General features: G+C 73.3%; 17 protein-coding genes. 12 read left to right on the forward strand and 5 right to left on the reverse strand.

The window, feature by feature from the left end:
• Window positions 1-27: 27 nt before the first annotated feature.
• The 4 genes from ACIBCT_RS03855 to ACIBCT_RS03870 all read left to right on the forward strand — a co-directional run bounded on the left by ACIBCT_RS03855 (window position 28) and on the right by ACIBCT_RS03870 (window position 4,296).
• A complete protein-coding gene (locus ACIBCT_RS03855) occupies window positions 28-1,176 on the forward strand; it encodes an ABC transporter permease (protein WP_399185858.1) in 1,149 nt (382 codons plus the stop codon).
• Window positions 1,173-2,453 (forward strand): ABC transporter permease, encoded by a 1,281-nt coding sequence (locus ACIBCT_RS03860; RefSeq protein WP_399185859.1) that lies wholly within the window; start codon window positions 1,173-1,175, stop codon window positions 2,451-2,453. The genes ACIBCT_RS03855 and ACIBCT_RS03860 overlap by 4 nt, the downstream gene beginning before the upstream one ends.
• A gap of 78 nt (window positions 2,454-2,531) precedes the next feature.
• Window positions 2,532-2,978 carry a cytidine deaminase gene (locus tag ACIBCT_RS03865; RefSeq protein ID WP_399185860.1) on the forward strand — a complete coding sequence of 149 codons (447 nt, stop codon included), beginning with the start codon at window positions 2,532-2,534 and terminating at the stop codon, window positions 2,976-2,978.
• A gap of 37 nt (window positions 2,979-3,015) precedes the next feature.
• Window positions 3,016-4,296 (forward strand): thymidine phosphorylase, encoded by a 1,281-nt coding sequence (locus tag ACIBCT_RS03870; RefSeq protein WP_399185861.1) that lies wholly within the window; start codon window positions 3,016-3,018, stop codon window positions 4,294-4,296.
• Here ACIBCT_RS03870 and ACIBCT_RS03875 read toward each other — a convergent pair.
• The gene (locus ACIBCT_RS03875; RefSeq protein ID WP_399185862.1) at window positions 4,286-4,930 is read right to left on the reverse strand and encodes a MarR family winged helix-turn-helix transcriptional regulator; all 645 of its coding nucleotides are present in this window, start codon (window positions 4,928-4,930) and stop codon (window positions 4,286-4,288) included. The genes ACIBCT_RS03870 and ACIBCT_RS03875 overlap by 11 nt on opposite strands.
• An 87-nt stretch (window positions 4,931-5,017) precedes the next feature.
• On the opposite strand from ACIBCT_RS03875, the gene ACIBCT_RS03880 reads away from it, so the two are divergent.
• The 5 genes from ACIBCT_RS03880 to ACIBCT_RS03900 all read left to right on the forward strand — a co-directional run bounded on the left by ACIBCT_RS03880 (window position 5,018) and on the right by ACIBCT_RS03900 (window position 9,897).
• On the forward strand, window positions 5,018-6,451 hold the full coding sequence (locus ACIBCT_RS03880) for an MFS transporter (protein ID WP_399185863.1): 1,434 nt from the start codon (window positions 5,018-5,020) through the stop codon (window positions 6,449-6,451).
• A gap of 353 nt (window positions 6,452-6,804) precedes the next feature.
• Window positions 6,805-7,401 (forward strand): hypothetical protein, encoded by a 597-nt coding sequence (locus ACIBCT_RS03885; RefSeq protein WP_399185864.1) that lies wholly within the window; start codon window positions 6,805-6,807, stop codon window positions 7,399-7,401.
• 138 nt (window positions 7,402-7,539) lie between these two features.
• Window positions 7,540-7,893: a cupin domain-containing protein gene (locus ACIBCT_RS03890; RefSeq protein WP_399185865.1), complete on the forward strand. Its 354-nt coding sequence runs from the start codon at window positions 7,540-7,542 to the stop codon at window positions 7,891-7,893.
• 78 nt (window positions 7,894-7,971) lie between these two features.
• A complete protein-coding gene (locus ACIBCT_RS03895) occupies window positions 7,972-9,051 on the forward strand; it encodes an adenosine deaminase (RefSeq protein WP_399185866.1) in 1,080 nt (359 codons plus the stop codon).
• Window positions 9,052-9,084: 33 nt separating this feature from the next.
• Window positions 9,085-9,897, forward strand: a complete 813-nt coding sequence (locus tag ACIBCT_RS03900; RefSeq protein ID WP_399185867.1) for a PH domain-containing protein — start codon at window positions 9,085-9,087, stop codon at window positions 9,895-9,897.
• 45 nt (window positions 9,898-9,942) lie between these two features.
• Here the strand turns inward: ACIBCT_RS03900 and ACIBCT_RS03905 are convergent, their stop codons facing one another.
• Genes ACIBCT_RS03905 through ACIBCT_RS03915 form a run of 3 tightly spaced genes read right to left on the reverse strand, consistent with a single transcriptional unit; the run spans window position 9,943 to window position 12,941 of the window.
• On the reverse strand, window positions 9,943-11,586 hold the full coding sequence (locus ACIBCT_RS03905) for a phospho-sugar mutase (RefSeq protein WP_399185868.1): 1,644 nt from the start codon (window positions 11,584-11,586) through the stop codon (window positions 9,943-9,945).
• A gap of 59 nt (window positions 11,587-11,645) precedes the next feature.
• The gene (locus ACIBCT_RS03910; protein WP_399185869.1) at window positions 11,646-12,449 is read right to left on the reverse strand and encodes a purine-nucleoside phosphorylase; all 804 of its coding nucleotides are present in this window, start codon (window positions 12,447-12,449) and stop codon (window positions 11,646-11,648) included.
• Window positions 12,450-12,488: 39 nt separating this feature from the next.
• Entirely contained in the window at window positions 12,489-12,941 is a 453-nt protein-coding gene (locus ACIBCT_RS03915; protein ID WP_399185870.1) for a gamma-glutamylcyclotransferase, read from the reverse strand.
• A gap of 151 nt (window positions 12,942-13,092) precedes the next feature.
• On the opposite strand from ACIBCT_RS03915, the gene ACIBCT_RS03920 reads away from it, so the two are divergent.
• On the forward strand, window positions 13,093-14,487 hold the full coding sequence (locus tag ACIBCT_RS03920; protein ID WP_399185871.1) for an NAD(P)H-quinone dehydrogenase: 1,395 nt from the start codon (window positions 13,093-13,095) through the stop codon (window positions 14,485-14,487).
• Between the two features lie 52 nt (window positions 14,488-14,539).
• On the opposite strand, the gene ACIBCT_RS03925 is transcribed toward ACIBCT_RS03920, so the two are convergent.
• Complete coding sequence (locus tag ACIBCT_RS03925) at window positions 14,540-15,733, reverse strand: pentapeptide repeat-containing protein (RefSeq protein WP_399185872.1); 1,194 nt, start codon at window positions 15,731-15,733, stop codon at window positions 14,540-14,542.
• A gap of 235 nt (window positions 15,734-15,968) precedes the next feature.
• On the opposite strand from ACIBCT_RS03925, the gene ACIBCT_RS03930 reads away from it, so the two are divergent.
• Both ACIBCT_RS03930 and ACIBCT_RS03935 read left to right on the forward strand, forming a co-directional pair.
• Complete coding sequence (locus ACIBCT_RS03930; protein WP_399185873.1) at window positions 15,969-16,652, forward strand: alpha/beta fold hydrolase; 684 nt, start codon at window positions 15,969-15,971, stop codon at window positions 16,650-16,652.
• Window positions 16,649-17,101: a hypothetical protein gene (locus tag ACIBCT_RS03935; protein ID WP_399185874.1), complete on the forward strand. Its 453-nt coding sequence runs from the start codon at window positions 16,649-16,651 to the stop codon at window positions 17,099-17,101. Before ACIBCT_RS03930 ends, ACIBCT_RS03935 begins: the two co-directional genes overlap by 4 nt.
• Window positions 17,102-17,124: the final 23 nt, after the last annotated feature.

Here is a 17,124-nt window from a genome sequence, read left to right on the forward strand (position 1 = left end):
AGCGCACACGCCCCCCGGGACGCCCGGATGAGCGCGAAAGAATCGACCTTCGCCGACCGGCTGCTCGGCCGGGTCTCACCGGCGGGGCTGCTCTCGCTCGTCGCGCCGGTCACGGCCATCGTGTTCGCCGCGCTGGTCACCATGGTGATCCTGGGGCTCATCGGCGCCCCGCCGGTGGACACGCTGGTCGTCATGGGCGAGTACGCCGTCCGGCCCCGCTCGATCGTGCTGACCCTGAACTCCGCGACGACCTACTACCTGTCGGCGCTGGCGGTGGCGATCGGGTTCAAGATGAACCTCTTCAACATCGGCGTCGACGGCCAGTACCGTCTCGCCGCGCTGACCGCCGCGGCCGTCGGCGGCGCGGTCGCGCTGCCCGCCCCGCTGCACGTCGCGCTGATCATCTTCGTGGCCGTGCTGGTCGGTGCCGGCTGGGCGGCCATCGCCGGGCTGCTGAAGGTGCGGCGCGGGGTCAGCGAGGTGATCTCCACGATCATGCTGAACGCCATCGCCACCGCGCTCGGCTCCTGGCTGCTCAACAAGGAGCGCCTGGCCGTCGAGGTCGGGGGCAGCAACAACATCGGCACGAAGCCGATCGCGCCCTCCGGCCAGGTGCCGGGGCTGGCGATCGTCTCGGGCACCCAGACGAAGGTCTTCGGCCTGATCCTGCTCTCGATCGCGATGGGCGTCCTGTTCCACGTGGTGATCAACCGGACCCGCTTCGGGTTCGACCTGCGCGCCACCGGCCGCTCGGAGCCGGCCGCGGTGGCCAGCGGCGTCAACGTCAAGCGGATGATCCTCGTCTCGATGATCCTGTCCGGCGCGGTGGCGGGCCTGGTCGGCATGCCGCAGCTGCTGGGCTCCTCCTACAGCTACAGCCTGGACTTCCCCACGGGACTCGGCTTCACCGGCATCGCGATCGCCCTGCTCGGACGCAACCACCCGGTCGGCATCGCGTTCGGCGCCCTGCTGTGGGCCTTCCTGGACACCTCGGCCGGCATCCTGCAGATCAAGAGGATCTCCCCGGACATCGTCACCATCATGCAGGGTGTGATCGTGCTCTCGGTGATCATCGCCTACGAGCTGGTGCACCGCTACCAGGTCGCCGCCGAGCAGCGCCGGGTGAGCCGCCAGCTGGCGAGCGCCGCCCCGGCCCAGGAAGGAACGCCGGTATGAGCCAGAACGCCCTCGCCACGCCGGAGGCCCCCCTCCTGGGGCCCAAGGCCCCGGCACGCAGGTTCAGGCTGACCTGGCGGACCGTGCTGCTGGCCCTCGGCGCGCTGGTCGTGCTGCTGTCGTTCACGCGCGCCGTCACCGGCGCCGTCGACCTCACCTCGGCGGGCGCGATCAACGCCTCCATCGCGCTGGCCATCCCCATCGGCCTGGCCGGTCTGGGCGGCCTGTGGGCGGAGCGGGCCGGAGTGGTCAACATCGGCCTCGAAGGCATGATGATCATGGGCACCTGGTGCGGTGCCTGGGGCGCGATCCAGTTCGGCAATCCCTGGGCGGGCGTCGTCGCGGGTGCGATCGGCGGTGCCCTGGGCGGCCTGCTGCACGCGATCGCCACCGTGACGTTCGGCGTCGACCACATCATCTCCGGTGTCGCGATCAACATCCTGGGGCTGGGCGTCACCCAGTTCCTGTCCAAGGTCACCTTCGCCGAGATGCCGGGCGGCGGCGACTCCCAGTCGCCCCCGGTGCCCAAGCCCGAGGTGGTGAGCCTGCCGTGGGTGGGGGATCCGCTGAGGGACCTGGAGGCCGGGCGGTGGTTCCTGCTCTCGGACGCGGCGGGCATCCTGCGCGGCCTGACCACGAACGTCTCGCTGCTGACGATCCTGGCGATCCTGCTCGTCCCGCTGTCGTACTACGTGCTCTGGCGCACCGCGTTCGGCCTGCGGCTGCGCTCCTGCGGGGAGAGCCCGGTGGCCGCCGAGTCGCTGGGCGTCAACGTCTACCTGCACAAGTACGTCGCCGTCGTCGTCTCCGGCGCCCTGGCGGGCCTGGGCGGCGCGTTCCTGGCGCAGGTGGCCGCGAGCGCCTACCGCGAGGGACAGACCGGCGGGCGCGGCTTCATCGGCCTCGCCGCCATGATCTTCGGTAACTGGCGGCCGGGCGGTCTGGCCGGGGGCGCCGTCCTGTTCGGCTACACCGACGCGCTGCAGCTGCGCCGGGGCGGCGAGTCGGTGCACGCGCTGCTGCTCGTGGTGGTGATCCTGCTCGTCGCCGTGACCGTCTACCAGCTCGTACGGCAGCACCGGACGCGGGCCGCGCTGATCACCGGCGTCGCGGCGGTCACCGTGTTCGTGGTGTTCGCGCTGACCGACTCGATCCCGTCGGAGTTCACCTCGGTCACCCCGCACATCACCACGCTGCTGGTGCTGTCGCTGGCCGCGCAGCGGCTCCGCCCGCCGGCCGCCAACGGCATGGTGTACCGCAGAGGACAGGGGAAATGACGTGACGGCGGGGCGGGGGAGCGTGACACGCACGACGCGACGGGGACGGCCCGCACCGTCCCCACGAGGGGAGACGGTGTGACGGACACGGGTACGGACGGCCGCACCGGCGAAGGGGCCGGGACGGGCGCGGACGTCGACTGGGCCGCGCTCAAGGACGAGGCCGTACGGGCCATGGGGCACGCCTACGCCCCCTACTCCAAGTTCCCGGTCGGCGCCGCCGCCCTGGTGGACGACGGGCGGATCGTGTCCGGCTGCAACGTGGAGAACGCCTCCTACGGCCTGGGCCTGTGCGCCGAGTGCGGGCTCGTCTCCGCGCTCCAGGCGACCGGCGGTGGCAGGCTGGTGGCGTTCACCTGCGTCGACGGGCACGAGGAGCTGCTCATGCCGTGCGGCAGGTGCCGCCAGCTGCTGTACGAGTTCGGCGGCCCCGAGATGCTGCTGGAGACCGTCGACGGCCCGAGACCGATGTCGGAGATCCTGCCCTACGCCTTCGGGCCCGACGACCTGAGCCGGGGAGCCTGACCATGGACGCCATCGACCTGAGCCGGAGGGCCTGACCATGGACGCCATCGAGGTCATCTCCGCCAAGCGGGACGGGCGCGAGCTGTCGCCCGGGCAGATCGACTGGGTGATCGACGCCTACACCCGGGGCGTCGTGGCCGACGAGCAGATGTCCGCGCTGGCCATGGCGATCCTGCTCAACGGCATGAACCGGCGGGAGATCGCCGGATGGACCCAGGCGATGATCCGCTCCGGCGACCGGATGGAGTGGTCGGCGCTCCCGGGTCCCACCACCGACAAGCACTCCACCGGAGGCGTCGGCGACAAGATCACGCTGCCGCTGGCCCCGCTGGTCGCGGCCTGCGGGGGGTACGTGCCCCAGCTGTCCGGACGGGGGCTCGGCCACACCGGCGGCACCCTGGACAAGCTGGAGTCCATCCCGGGCTGGCGGGCCTCGCTCTCCAACGACGAGATGCTCGGCGTGCTCGGCACGGCCGGGGCCGTGATCTGCGCGGCGGGCGACGGCCTGGCCCCGGCCGACAAGAAGCTGTACGCGCTCCGCGACGTCACCGGGACCGTGGAGTCGATCCCGCTGATCGCCTCCTCGATCATGTCGAAGAAGATCGCCGAAGGGACCGGCGCGCTCGTCCTGGACGTCAAGGTCGGCTCCGGGGCGTTCATGAAGACCGTGGAGGAGGCCCGCGAGCTGGCCACCACCATGGTCGAGCTGGGCACCGACGCCGGGGTGGGCACGGTCGCGCTGCTGACCGCGATGGACCGGCCGCTGGGCCTGGCCGTGGGCAACGCGCTGGAGGTCGCCGAGTCGGTCGAGGTGCTCGCCGGGGGCGGGCCCGCCGACGTGGTCGAACTGACCGTGCTGCTGGCACGGGAGATGCTCGCCACGGCGGGGATCACCGCGGGCAAGGATCCCGAGCGGGCCCTGGCCGACGGCTCGGCGATGGACGCCTGGCGACGGATGATCACCGCCCAGGGCGGCGACCCGGACGCCCCGCTGCCCGTGGCCGCCGAGACGACGCAGGTCGTCGCGCCCTCGTCCGGCGTGCTCCGCCGGCTCGACGCCTACGGGGTGGGCCTGGCGGCCTGGCGCCTCGGCGCGGGACGGGAACGCAAGGAGGACCCGGTCTCCCCGGGCGCGGGCATCGTCCTGCACGCCAAGCCCGGCGACCCGGTCCGCGAGGGCGCCCCGCTGATGACGCTGTACGCCGACGAGGGCGGTCGCTTCGAGCGGGCGCTCGCCGCCCTGGAGGGCGCCTACGCCGTGGGCGAGGCGGCCGGCGAGGACCTGCTGCCCCTGGTGATCGACCGCGTCACCGCCTGACCGTGGCCTCCCGCGAGGCCGGGCCCTCCGCCTCCTCGAGGCGGGGGGCCGTGGCGTCTCCGGTGTCTTCGGTGTCTTCGGTGTCTTCGGTGTTCTGTGCGTCCCAGGCGTCTCCGGGGGTGCTCGCCTCCCCGGCGCGCGGCCCGGGGAGTCGCGGTGCCGAGCAGCGGCCCCCGGTGACCTCGGCGCTTCCGGCGTCCCAGGCGTCCTGCGTCTCCTCGGAGAGCCGCGCCCGGCCGGAGGGCCGGCAGGTGCCGGGGTCGACGGGGGCGAAGATCTCGCCGATCACGGCGCGGTGGGTGGGGAGGGCCGTGGCGTGACGCTCGCGTCCCTGCCCGGTGATGCCCACGTAGATGCCGCGCCGGTCGTCCTGGCAGACGGCCCGGGTCACCAGGCCCGCCTTCTCCAGGCGGGCGAGCAGCCGGGAACAGGCGCTCTGACTGAGGTGGACGGCGTCGGCGACCTCCTGGACCCGGTACTTCTCCCGGCCGCCCTCGACCATCCGTTCCAGGACCTCGAACTCGCTCATGCCCAGCCGGTGCCGTTCGGAGAGCTCGCGTTCCAGCGCGCAGGCGGCCGCGGCGTGCATCGCCAGGATCTGGCGCCAGGCGCGGACCGCGTCCTCCTCGTTCATGTCGCGGATCGTACCACCCGTGAAGGATAGATGCACAGGAACTAAATTCTCTTGCATTAAATGCGGCTGCATGTATTCTCGGTCGTCATGACCTCCTCATCGACTTCACCGGATGACGAGCGCTGGAGTCCCGCGCTGTGGGCCGCGCTCACCGTGCTCTGCGCCGTGGTCTTCCTCGACGCCCTCGACGTCTCCATGGTGGGCGTGGCCCTGCCGTCGATCCAGGCGGACCTGGGACTGTCCACCTCCTCGCTGCAGTGGGTGGTCAGCGGCTACGTGCTCGGCTACGGCGGCCTGCTCCTCCTCGGCGGCCGGACCGCCGACCTGCTCGGGCGTCGCAGGGTCTTCCTGGTCGCCCTCGCGGTCTTCGCCGTGGCCTCCCTGCTCGGCGGCCTCGTCGACGACGGCACGCTGCTGATCGCGGCCCGCTTCGTCAAGGGCGTCAGCGCCGCCTTCACCGCGCCCGCGGCGCTCTCCATCATCACCACGACCTTCGCCGAGGGCCCGGCCCGCAACAGGGCCCTCAGCTTCTTCACCGCCTCCGGCGCCAGCGGCTTCTCGCTGGGACTGGTCATCTCCGGCTTCCTGACCGAGCTCGGCTGGCGCTGGACGTTCCTCATGCCGGTCCCCGTCGCGATCATCGCGCTGGTCGCGGCCCTGAAGTACCTGCCCAAGCGCCGTGAGGAGCGCGCCGAGAGCGGCCACGACCTGCTCGGCGCGATCACCATCACCGGCTCCATGCTGCTGCTGGTCTACGCCGTGGTCGAGGCGCCCGACGCGGGCTGGAGCTCGCCGCGCACGATCGCCTCGCTGCTGGGCGCCGCCGCGCTGATGGCCGCCTTCGTGATCACCGAACGGCGCGTCAGGCACCCGCTGGTGCGCCTGGGCATCCTGCGCTCCGGCCCGATCGTCCGCGCCAACCTCGGGCTGGTGATCCTGTTCGGCTCCTACGTCGGCTTCCAGTTCGTCGCCATGCAGTACTTCCAGAACTTCCTGCACTGGTCGGCCCTGCAGACCGCGCTGGCCTTCCTGCCGGCCGGACTGCTGGTCGCGGTGACCTCCACCCGGATGGGCGCGCTGGCCGACCGGTTCGGCACCGCGAAACTGATCGTGGTCGGTTCGGCCGCCCTGGCCGCCGGGTACGCCTTCTTCCTCCGGCTGAACGCCGACCCCAGCCTGTCCACGCTGATCATCCCCGGGATGGTGCTGCTGGGCATCGCGTTCGCGCTCTCCTTCCCCGCGCTGAACATCCAGGCCACCAACGGTGTGGCCGACGACGAGCAGGGGCTGGCCTCCGGGCTGCTCAACACCTCCGGGCAGGTCGGCGGGGCGGTCGTGCTGGCCGTCGTGACGGCCGTGCTGACCTCCGGCACGGGCGCCGACCCGATCGGCTCCTTCCGCGCGGCGATCATGGTCTCCGGGATCCTCGCCCTGGCCGGCCTGGTGATCGCCCTGACCGGCCTGCGGGCGCGCCGCCCGCTCGCCGTCGCCGAGGAGGAGGCGGTCCTGGAGGCGGTCTAGGACCTCTCCTGCGGGTCCGTACGCCTCGGCGCGGACCCGCGGACGACTCGCGGCCCGGGACAGGAACGCCGGGGACGACGGGGACGACGGGGACGACGGGGACGACGGGGACGGGGACACGGGACCCCCGGGACCCCCGGGGACCCCGCCGGGTCGCGGGCGCGCCGCCGCCGGTCACAGGGGCCCGGCGGCGGCGCCCTGTTCGCCCGGCCCACCGCGACGCGCCGCCACGACCGGGGCGCGGTGCTTGACTCGTCCCTCGGACGGCTGTCACGATCCGGCCAGGGCACAGGTGGGCGACGGGGGTGAGAGCCGCGTCCCACCTGGGCATCTAACGGGGCAGGAGGCTCACCATGAACCGCACCCTCGTCCCCTTCGCGCTCGCTCCCCTGCTGGCGCTGGCGGCCTGTGGCACGACCACCCAGACCACGACCCCCTCCTCGGGGGCTCCGGCGGCCACGACCCCGGCGGACGGCGCGACGGCCACGCCCTCCGTGGCCGCGCCCGCCGGGCTGCGTCCACCGACGAGCACCAAGGAGATCGAGGTCGACCGGACGACCGGCACCACGCCGATCGTCACCGGAGCCCGGTTCGCCGAGCACCCGGGGTTCGACCGGGTGGTGATCGACCTCAAGGGAGACCTGCCCGGCTACACCGCGCGCTGGGTGGCGGAGCTGGTCCAGGACGGGTCGGGCGACCCGATCGACGTCAAGGGCGGCGCCTACCTCCAGCTCACGATGACCCCGGCCGCGGCGCACACCGAGGCGGGCACGCCGACCTGGACCGGCGGGCCGATCTTCCAGGCCGGGCTCGGCAACGTGCGGAACGTCGTCAGGACCGGCGACTTCGAGGCCGTGGTGGGCGTCGGCGTCGTCCTGGAGCGCAAGGCCGCCTTCCGGGTGCTGGAGCAGAAGAGCCCGAACCGGCTGGTCGTCGACATCGCGCACTGACCGTACCGACGGCACCGACGGCACCGACAGCACCGACGGCACGACCGTACCGGCCGCACCGGCCCCGTCCTGCGCGGCCCGGTCCCGCGCGGCGGGTGCCGCGCACGGTGACCACCGCGCCGGTGCCAGACTGGTGCGATGGTACGCAAAATCGAGGGCGCGACGCGGATTCCCGTCCCGGGCGGCAAGATGATCGACGAGTACGTCGGCCGGGTCAACAGCGGTGACGAGCGGATCTCGATCGCCCACATGAAGGCCCCCGCCGGGTGGGAGGAGCCCGCCCAGACCCCCGAGTTCGCCGAGTACACGCTCGTGCTCTCCGGCACGGTCCTGGTGGAGCACGACGGGGGCGTCACCGAGGTCGGCGCGGGACAGGCCTTCGGCTGCGAGCCGGGGGAGCGGATCCGCTACAGCGCCGGTCCCGAGGGCGCCGAGTACGTCGCCGTCTGCCTGCCCGCCTTCGCCCCCGAGGCCGCCCGCCGTGAGGACTGACCCGGGCACCCGCCGCGACGCCCGTCGTGCCGGCCGAGGCGATGACCGCCCGCCGGACCCCGGCGGTAGGCTGGTGAGATGAGTCAGCTACCCACCTTCGAGCAGATCCGCCTGGCCCCCAAGGTGCTGCTCCACGATCATCTCGACGGTGGCCTGCGACCGGAGACCATCATCGATCTGGCCCGGGAGACGGGCTACGACCGGCTGCCCGCGACCGACACCGAGAGCCTGCGCGCCTGGTTCCGCGAGTCCGCCGACTCCGGCTCGCTGGAGCGCTACCTGGAGACCTTCGACCACACCGTGGGCGTCATGCAGACGCGCGAGGCGCTGATCAGGGTCGCCGCCGAGTGCGCCGAGGACCTGGCCGCCGACGGCGTGGTCTACGCCGAGGTGCGCTTCGCGCCAGAGCAGCACACCTCGGCCGGCCTGAGCCTGGAAGAGGTCATCGAGGCCGTCCAGGAGGGTTTCGCCTCCGGCTCCGCGGGACGCGGCATCCGGGTGGGGACCCTGCTCACCGCCATGCGCCACCAGGCCAGGTCCATGGAGATCGCCGAGCTCGCGGTCCGCTACCGCGACGCCGGGGTGGCCGGGTTCGACATCGCGGGCGCGGAGGCGGGCTACCCGCCCACCCGCCACCTCGACGCCTTCGAGTACCTCCAGCGGGAGAACGCCCACTTCACCATCCACGCCGGTGAGGCGTTCGGCCTGCCGTCCATCTGGCAGGCCATCCAGTGGTGCGGCGCCGACCGGCTCGGCCACGGCGTCCGCATCATCGACGACATCTCGGTCCAGGACGACGCCGAACCCAAGCTCGGCCGTCTGGCCGCCTACGTCCGGGACAAGCGCATCCCGCTGGAGATGTGCCCCACGTCCAACCTGCAGACCGGTGCCGCGGCCTCCATCGCCGAGCATCCGATCGGGCTGCTGCGCCGCCTGAACTTCCGGGTGACCGTCAACACCGACAACCGGCTGATGAGCGGGACGTCCCTGTCGGAGGAGTTCGCCAAGCTGTCGGAGGCGTTCGGCTACGGGTGGGACGACATGTTGTGGTTCACGGTCAACGCCATGAAGTCGGCGTTCCTGCCGTTCGACGAGCGCCTGTCGCTCATCAACGGCGTCATCAAGCCCGGGTTCGCGCGGCTCAAGTGGCAGGCGTGAGCGGGTTCGTACCGGCGAAGTGAGTTCTCTCCGATGAAGCAGGTGTTCCGCTCCACCTTCGCGGTGATCGTCGGCTGGGTCTGGATGGCCTTCGCCGCCTTCAACGCGGTCGACCTGGTGGTCCGCTACGGCGGGCGGAGTTCGATGGTCGCCGCGGCGGTGCTGGCGGTGCTGACCGCGCTGGTCTTTCTCACCTGCCTGCGCCCGGCGCTCGTGCTGTCCGAGGAGGGGGTGCTGGTCCGCAACCCGCTGCGGAACACCTTCGTGCCCTGGCGGGCGGTGGACGGGGTCACGGTCTCGCACTCGATCACGATCGTCTCCGGCGAGCGGAAGATCCGCTGCTGGGTGCCGCACGTCTCCGCCCGCGAGCGGGCCGCCGTGACCCGCAAGGCCGGTGTCCCGGGACGGCGGGGCCGCTTCGAGACCGAGCCGGTCCGTTCCAAGGGGGAGCGGGCGGCCGCCGAGGCGGTGGCCGGGAGGACCCACGCCGACTGGGTGGCCCAGCAGATCACCGAGCGCGCCGAGGCGGCCCGGCGTGCGGCCCGGGCACGGGAGACCACCGCGGCACCTGCGCCCACCGGGGCACCGGCGTCCGGGACCGCGGCATCAGGGACCATGGCGTCCGGGACCGCGGCGTCCACCGCGGCACCGGTGCCCGGGGCCACGGCCTCCGAGAGCACGGCCTCCGAGGGCACGGCGTCCACCGGAGCCGTGCCGTCCACGGGGGTCACGGCGTCCACCGGGGACGGCACCGGGGCGGGCGCGCCCCGGACGACCTGGGCCCCGACCGCGCTGGCCGCCCTCGCGGTCGCGGCCCTGCCGACGATCGCGGCCTTCCTCGTCTGAAGCCCGCACGCGCGGACCCCGGGGCCTCCGCGGCCCCGGGGGACGTCAGAGCCCGAGGGTCCCGGCGAGGTCCGCCCTGAGGGCGTCCAGCTCGGCGGCGGCCCGCGCGCGGGCCTCGGAGACCTCGCCGCCCACCGGGATCACCACCTCCAGGTAGCACTTGAGCTTGGGCTCGGTGCCCGAGGGGCGGACGACCACCCGGGCGCCGCCGGACAGCCGGTAACGCACCCCCTCGGTGGGCGGCAGCCCGCCCGCCCCCTCGCTCAGGTCGTCGGCGGACTCGACCTCGCGACCGCCGAGCCGCGCCGGCGGCGTCGCCCGCAGGCGGGCCATCGCGCCGGCGATGAGCGACAGGTCGGCCACCCGGAACGACAGCTGCGAGGTGGCGTGCAGGCCGTGGCGGCGTGCCTGGTCGTCCAGGAGGTCGAGCAGGCTCCGGCCCTCCAGCCGGGCCTCGGCGGCGATCCCGGCCACGGTCAGCGCCGCGCCGATGCCGTCCTTGTCGTGCACGGGCAGCCCGGCCCCCGAGCCGACGCTGTACCCCAGTGCCTCCTCGTACCCGAAGACCAGTCCCGCACCGGCCTTCATGATCCATTTGAAGCCGGTCAGGGTCTCGGCGTAGCGCACGCCGTGCGCGGCGGCGATCTTGCCGAGCAGTGACGAGGACACGATGGTGGTCGCCACCAGGCGGTCGTCGCCCGAGGTGTGCCGGATCACGTGCTCGCCGAGCAGGGCGCCCAGCTCGTCGCCGGTCAGCATCCGGTGGCCGCCGCCGGGCAGCGGCACGCCCACCGCGCAGCGGTCCGCGTCGGGGTCGTTGGCCAGCACCAGGTCGGCGCCGGTCCGCGCGGCCAGCTCCAGCGCGAGGTCCATCGCGCCGGGCTCCTCCGGGTTGGGGAAGGCGACGGTCGGGAAGTCGGGATCCGGCTCGGCCTGCTCGGCCACGGTCGCGGGCGCCTCGAACCCGGCCGCGGCGAAGGCCCTGGCCAGGGTGGCGCCGCCCACGCCGTGCAGCGGGGTGTACGCCACCCGCAGCCCGCGGGCCTCACCGATCGGCAGGGCGGTCAGCGCCTCCAGGTAGGCGGCCACGACGCCGTCGTCCAGGGTGGTCCAGCCCGGGTCGCCGGGGGAGCCCAGGGGGAGCTCGGAGACCGGCCCGGTGGCGTCGATGGCGGCGGAGATCTCCGCGTCGATCGGCGGCACGATCTGGGAGCCGTCCCCCCAGTAGACCTTGTAGCCGTTGTCCCGGGGCGGGTTGTGGCTGGCGGTGACCGTCACGCCCGCGTCCGCGCCGAGGTGGCGGACGGCGAAGGCCAGCACCGGGGTGGGCAGCGGGCCGGGCAGGAGCGAGGCGCGCAGCCCCGCCCCGGTGAGCACGGCCGCGGTGTCGTGGGCGAAGGCGTCGGACTTGTGCCGGGCGTCGTAGCCGATCACGACGTGCCGTCCCGGGCCGAGGACGCGGGCCAGGCCGGCGGCGGCGCGCATGACCGTCACCCGGTTCATCCGGTTGGGCCCGGCGCCCAGCTCGCCGCGGAGCCCGGCGGTCCCGAACTCCAGCCGGGAGCCGAACCGCTCGCGCAGCGCGTCGTCGTCACCGCCGGCCAGCAGGCCGGTCAGTTCCGCGCGGGTGTCGGGGTCGGGGTCCTGGGCCAGCCAGGATCGGGCGAGCCCTGCCAGGTCGCTGTTCATGCATCACCTCTCGGAGGCCGAGGCCGTGGGTGGTCGCCGGAGCCTGCCGCCGGCCCGTCCTACAGCCTGCCCACGACGCTGGCCAGCAGACCGCCCATGCGGGTGGCGGTGGCACGGCCCACCTCCAGCACCTCCTCGTGGTTGAGCGGCTCGCCCACCAGCCCGGCGCCCGGGTTGGTGACCAGGGAGACGCCCAGCACCTCGGCGCCGCCCTCGCGCGCCGCGATCGCCTCCAGCACGGTGGACATGCCCACCATGTCGCCGCCGAGGATGCGGCACATGCGCACCTCGGCCGGGGTCTCGTACGTGGGGCCGCGGAAGGCCACGTAGACGCCCTCGGTCAGCGACGGGTCCACCTCGCGGGCCAGCGCGCGCAGGCGCGGGCTGTAGACGTCGGTGAGGTCGACGAAGGTGGCGCCGGTGATCGGGCTGGCACCGGTCAGGTTGATGTGGTCGCTGATCAGCACCGCCTCGCCGACCTCCTGGGTCTCCGGGCGCAGCCCCCCGGCGGCGTTGGTCAGCACGATCGTGCCCGCCCCGGCCCTGATCGCGGTCCGCACCCCGTGCACCACGGGGTCCACCCCGCGGCCCTCGTAGAGGTGGGTACGCCCGAGGAAGATCAGCACGTTCCTGCCCGCCGGGGTCCGTACGACGCGGATCCGGCCCGCGTGCCCCTGCACGGCGGGCGGCAGGAAGCCGGGCAGGTCGGTCACGGGGATCTCGGCGACGGTCTCGCCGATCGCGTCGGCGGCCGGAACCCAGCCGGAGCCCATCACGAGCGCGACGTCGAAGGAGTCCACTCCGACGGCGCCTCTCAGCGCGTCCGCGGCGTCCGTGGCGAGGGCGTAGGGGTCGTTGGTCACCTCACCGAGCGTACCGGTCACCGCCGCGGGCGGCGGGCGTCAGCCTCCCAGGGAGGTGCAGGGCCGGCCGCGCAGACCCCTGACGTAGTCGTCCGGGGCGCCCGCGCGCTCGGCGGCCTCGGCCAGGATGCCGAGGTAGCGGGCCGAGGGCAGGCCGCCCTCGTAGCCGTCCAGCACGTAGAACCACGCCAGGACCTCGCCCTCCAGGGTCTGCACCCGGAGTTTGACCTTGTGGTACAGGCCGCGCGCCGCGCCCTCCCACTGGTCGAGGGAGCTCTCGTCCCATTCGGGCACGTCGTACAGGACGACGAAGACCTGGTCGGCCGGGTCCTCGACGATGGAGGCCAGCGCGCCCTCCCAGCCGAGGTCGTTCCCGCCGAAGGTCAGGCGCCAGCCCTGGAGCCAGCCCGTTCCCCTGATCGGGGAGTGAGGGGCCCGCTGGGCCATCTGCTTGGGGTCCATGTTGCTGCCGTAAGCGGCGTAGACAGGCACGGTGCCCAACACTAATCGAAGATCGGCCGGACGATCGCCCGGCGGGGAAGGCGCGCCGACATCCCCGGGTGGCGCGGGGTTTCCAGGGGCTTTCGCGATTGGACGGGACGCGGAGCGACGGTCGCTCCCGTCATGCGGGAGAATGGTACATGTGACGAGGATAGTGATCATCGGTGGCGGTCCCGGCGGATACGAGGCGGCGCTGGTGGCGGCCCAACTGGGGGCGCGGGTCACCGTGGTCGAGCAGGACGGCCCCGGCGGGGCGTGCGTGCTCACCGACTGCGTGCCGTCCAAGACGCTGATCGCCACCTCCGTGCGCAAGCAGGCGCTCCTGGACGCCAGCATGCTCGGGGTGCACTACACCGGCGGCCCCGACGGCGACGTCGGCGGCGTCATCGCCGACATGCCGCTGGTCAACAGGCGCGTCAAGGAGCTGGCCCGCGCGCAGTCCGCCGACATCGCCGCCCGGCTGGCCGCCGAGGGCGTCGAGGTGGTCACCGCCCCCGGGCGGCTGGTCGACCCGCAGGTGGTCAGGGCCGGGGACCGGACGATCCGGGCGGACGTCGTCATCGTCGCGACCGGCGCGACCCCCCGCATCCTGCCCGGCGCCGAGCCCGACGGCGAGCGCATCCTGACCTGGCGGCAGCTGTACGACCTGGAGGAGCTGCCCGAGCACCTCATCGTGGTCGGCTCCGGCGTCACCGGCGCGGAGTTCGCGGGCGCCTACCGCTCGCTGGGCTCGGAGGTCACCCTCGTCTCCTCCCGCGACCGCATGATGCCCAACGAGGACGCCGACGCCGCCGAGGTCCTCGAAGAGGTCTACCGCCGCCGCGGCATGAACGTCATGGGCCGCTCCCGCGCCGAGTCCGTCAAGCGCACCGCCGACGGCGTGGTCGTCACCCTGGAGGACGGCCGCACCGCCGAGGGCACCCACTGCCTGATGACGGTCGGCATGGTCCCCAACACCGCGGGGATCGGCCTGGAGGAGGCCGGGGTCACCCTCGCCCCCGGCGGGTTCGTCCAGGTGGACAAGGTCTCCCGCACCTCCGCGCCCGGCGTCTACGCGGCCGGGGACTGCACCGGGGTGCTGATGCTCGCCTCGGTGGCCGCCATGCAGGGCCGGATCGCCGTCTGGCACGCCCTGGGCGAGGCCGTGCAGCCGCTCCGCCTGGCCACGGTGGCCTCCGCCATCTTCACCGACCCCGAGATCGCCGCCGTGGGCGTCGCCGAGAAGGCGGTCCGTGCCGGGGAGATCGAGGCCAACATCGTCAAGCTCCCGCTGGCCACCAACGCCCGCGCCAAGATGCAGGGCTTCAACGACGGCTTCGTGAAGCTGTTCTGCCGCCCGCACACCGGCATCATCCTGGGCGGCGTCGTGGTCGCCCCCCGGGCCTCGGAGCTGATCCTCGCGGTGTCGGTGGCCGTCCAGCAGCGGCTGACCGTCGACCAGCTCGCCCACACGTTCGCGGTCTACCCCTCCCTGTCCGGCTCCGTCACCGAGGCGGCCCGCCGCCTGATGCAGCCGATGACCCCCAGCGGCATCTGACCGCTCCGGGCCCCCGCCCCCGGCGGGCCTTCCGGCCGGCGCGGGGGAGGGGTCAGCGGACCTTGGGCCGCAGGCGGTTCAGCGCGTTCCGGCCGTCCTGGACGGCCTGGGCCACGAAGTGCAGCTCCTCCTGGCGCCTGGCGATCGACAGGGCCTGCTTGGCGGCCTCGTACGCGTCCAGGGCGTGCCGCCAGTCGCGGTCGGCGGTCATCCCGCCGCGCCCGCCGAGCTGGAACTCGTAGTCGAGCTGGTCGATCTCCTCGCCCAGCCGGGTGATGTCCTCCTCGGCGCCGTGGCGCATCAGCGCGAACCGCTGGGCCCGCCGGGTGCGTCCCTGGGCGCTGATCCCCCAGGCCACCACGGTCAGTGCCAGGCCCACCGCGCTGACCACGACCATGATCAGGCCCACCGACGCGCCACCGCCCCTGGCGGCGGCCGACGGGGAGTCCGACGGCTCGCCGGAGAAGATGCCGAGGTCGGGGACCGTGATCGGCGTCGAGGGGTCCAGGCCCGTGGGGGTGCCCTTGGAGCCGGTGAGGTCGGCGTCGTCGGCCTGGACGAAGGACGCGCCCTCGACCAGCGCCCCGGTGAAGTCGGCGCCGTCCAGCTCGGCCTGGGTGAAGGTGACCTCCCTGAGGTCGGCGTCCTTGAGGGTGGCGTTGCGCAGGTTCGCCTGACCCATCTTGGCCTCGTGCATCTTGGCCCGGGTGAAGTCGGCCTTGCGCCCCTTGAGCTGGCCGGGGGTGCTCTCCTCCAGGTCGGCGTCGATCAGCTTGGCGTTGGTGAAGTCCGCCTGGGTCAGCTCGGCCCTGGTCAGCGCCACCCTCGACAGGTCCGCGTGCGGGAAGTACGCCTGCCCCGCCTCGGCGTCGACCATGACCGCGTCCCGCAGGTCGGCGTGGTCGGCGTGCATCTGCCCCAGGTCGGCCTCGGTGAGGTCGGCCCTGCGCAGGTCGGCGTACTTCAGCGTGGCCTGGGTCAGGTCGGCCTGCTTGAGCGAGGCGCCGTGCAGGATCGCGCCGGTGAGGTCCTTCTGGGTCAGGTCCACCCCGTCCAGCTTCGCCTTGGTCAGGTCGGCGCAGCGCAGGTTCGCCGGGAGCCGGGCGCCCTCGGTGAAGTCCCTGCCGCGCAGGTTCGCGCCCTCACCGGGCCGGCACGGCCCGGTCGCGGCCTGGACGGGAGAGAACAGTGTCCCCGACAGCGCGATGATCGCGACGATGAGAGCCAGGGGGATGGAACGACGCACGGGAGCCTCCTTCAAAGCAGTCCCGATGGTGTCAGCGGATCATTGCATCCCGCTAGACGGCCGCTTGCATCGTCCTCCGGACGCCACCCGCCGGTGCTCCCCGGATCCCCGGCAGGGACGCGGGCGCGGCCGGTGGCGTGCCGTCCACCGTGAACCGGACCGGCGCCGCCGCCGGGAGCTCTGCGGAGGGATGGCCGCACGCACGCCCGACCGACACGGTCGGTATCGTCGGGGCATGACCGACCACCGCGCGGTCGACGTGGACGGGATCCGGCTCGCGTACCGGGTGTCCGGAGCCGTCGACGCCCCGCCGCTCGTCCTGCTGCACGCGCTGGGCAGGACCGCGGCCGACTGGGACGGCGTGGTGGCCGCCTTCGAGCCCCATTGGCGGGTCCACGCCCTGGACCTGCGCGGGCACGGGGACAGCGCCTGGCCCGGTGACTACTCCCTGGAACTCATGCGCGACGACGTGCTCGGATTCCTGGACGCCCTGGCGCTCGACCGGGTGACCCTGGTCGGGCACTCGCTGGGCGGGTTCGTGGCGTACCTGTTCGCCGAGGACCACCCCGAGCGGGTGGAGCGCCTGGTCCTGGAGGACGTCTCGGCGCCGCTGCCCCGGGAACGGACCGTGCCGGTCAGGCCGGACGGGGCACTGCCCTTCGACTGGGCGATGGTGCTCGCCGTCAAGAAGCAGATCGACGATCCCGACCCGGTGTGGTCGGACCGGCTCGGCCGGATCACCTCGCCGACCCTCATCGTGGCGGGCGGGTCGCTGAGCCACGTGCCGCAGGACCTGATCGCGGAGATGGCGCGGCGGATCCCCGACGCCCGCGTCGTCACCGTCGAGGCCGGGCACCTGGTGCACGACGTCCGGCCCCGCGAGTTCACCGACGCGGTCCTGGCGTTCCTGCGGCCGTGAACACCCCCCTCGCCGCCGTGACGCAGATCGCCGTCCCGTTCCTCTGGCTCGGGATGGTGCTGGCCATCTCGTTCCTGGAGGCGCCGCTGAAGTTCCGCGCGCCCGGCATCACCGTGCCGCTCGGGCTCGGCATCGGCCGCCTGGTCTTCCGGGCGCTCAACGTCGCGGAACTCGTCCTGGCCGTCGTCCTCACCCTGACACTGCTCCTCGGCGCGGGCGGCCTCGCCCTCGGAGACGTCGCGACGACGGTGCTCATCGCCCTCTGGGTGCTGCTGGTCGTCCAGGTGACGGTGCTGCGGCCTCGCCTGGACCGCCGCGCCCGGCAGATCATCGAGGGCGGGAACCCGCCGCGCTCGCACCATCACCTGCTCTACATCGCGGCCGAATGCCTCAAGGTCGTGCTGCTGGTCACGCTCGGCGTCCTGCTCGCCTCCCGGCTCCTGTCGTGACGCCCGCCGGGTGACGCCGGCGG

The sequence above is a fragment of the Streptosporangium sp. NPDC050855 genome, from assembly GCF_044456585.1.
In the GTDB taxonomy this organism is placed as follows: Bacteria; Actinomycetota; Actinomycetes; order Streptosporangiales; family Streptosporangiaceae; genus Streptosporangium; species Streptosporangium longisporum.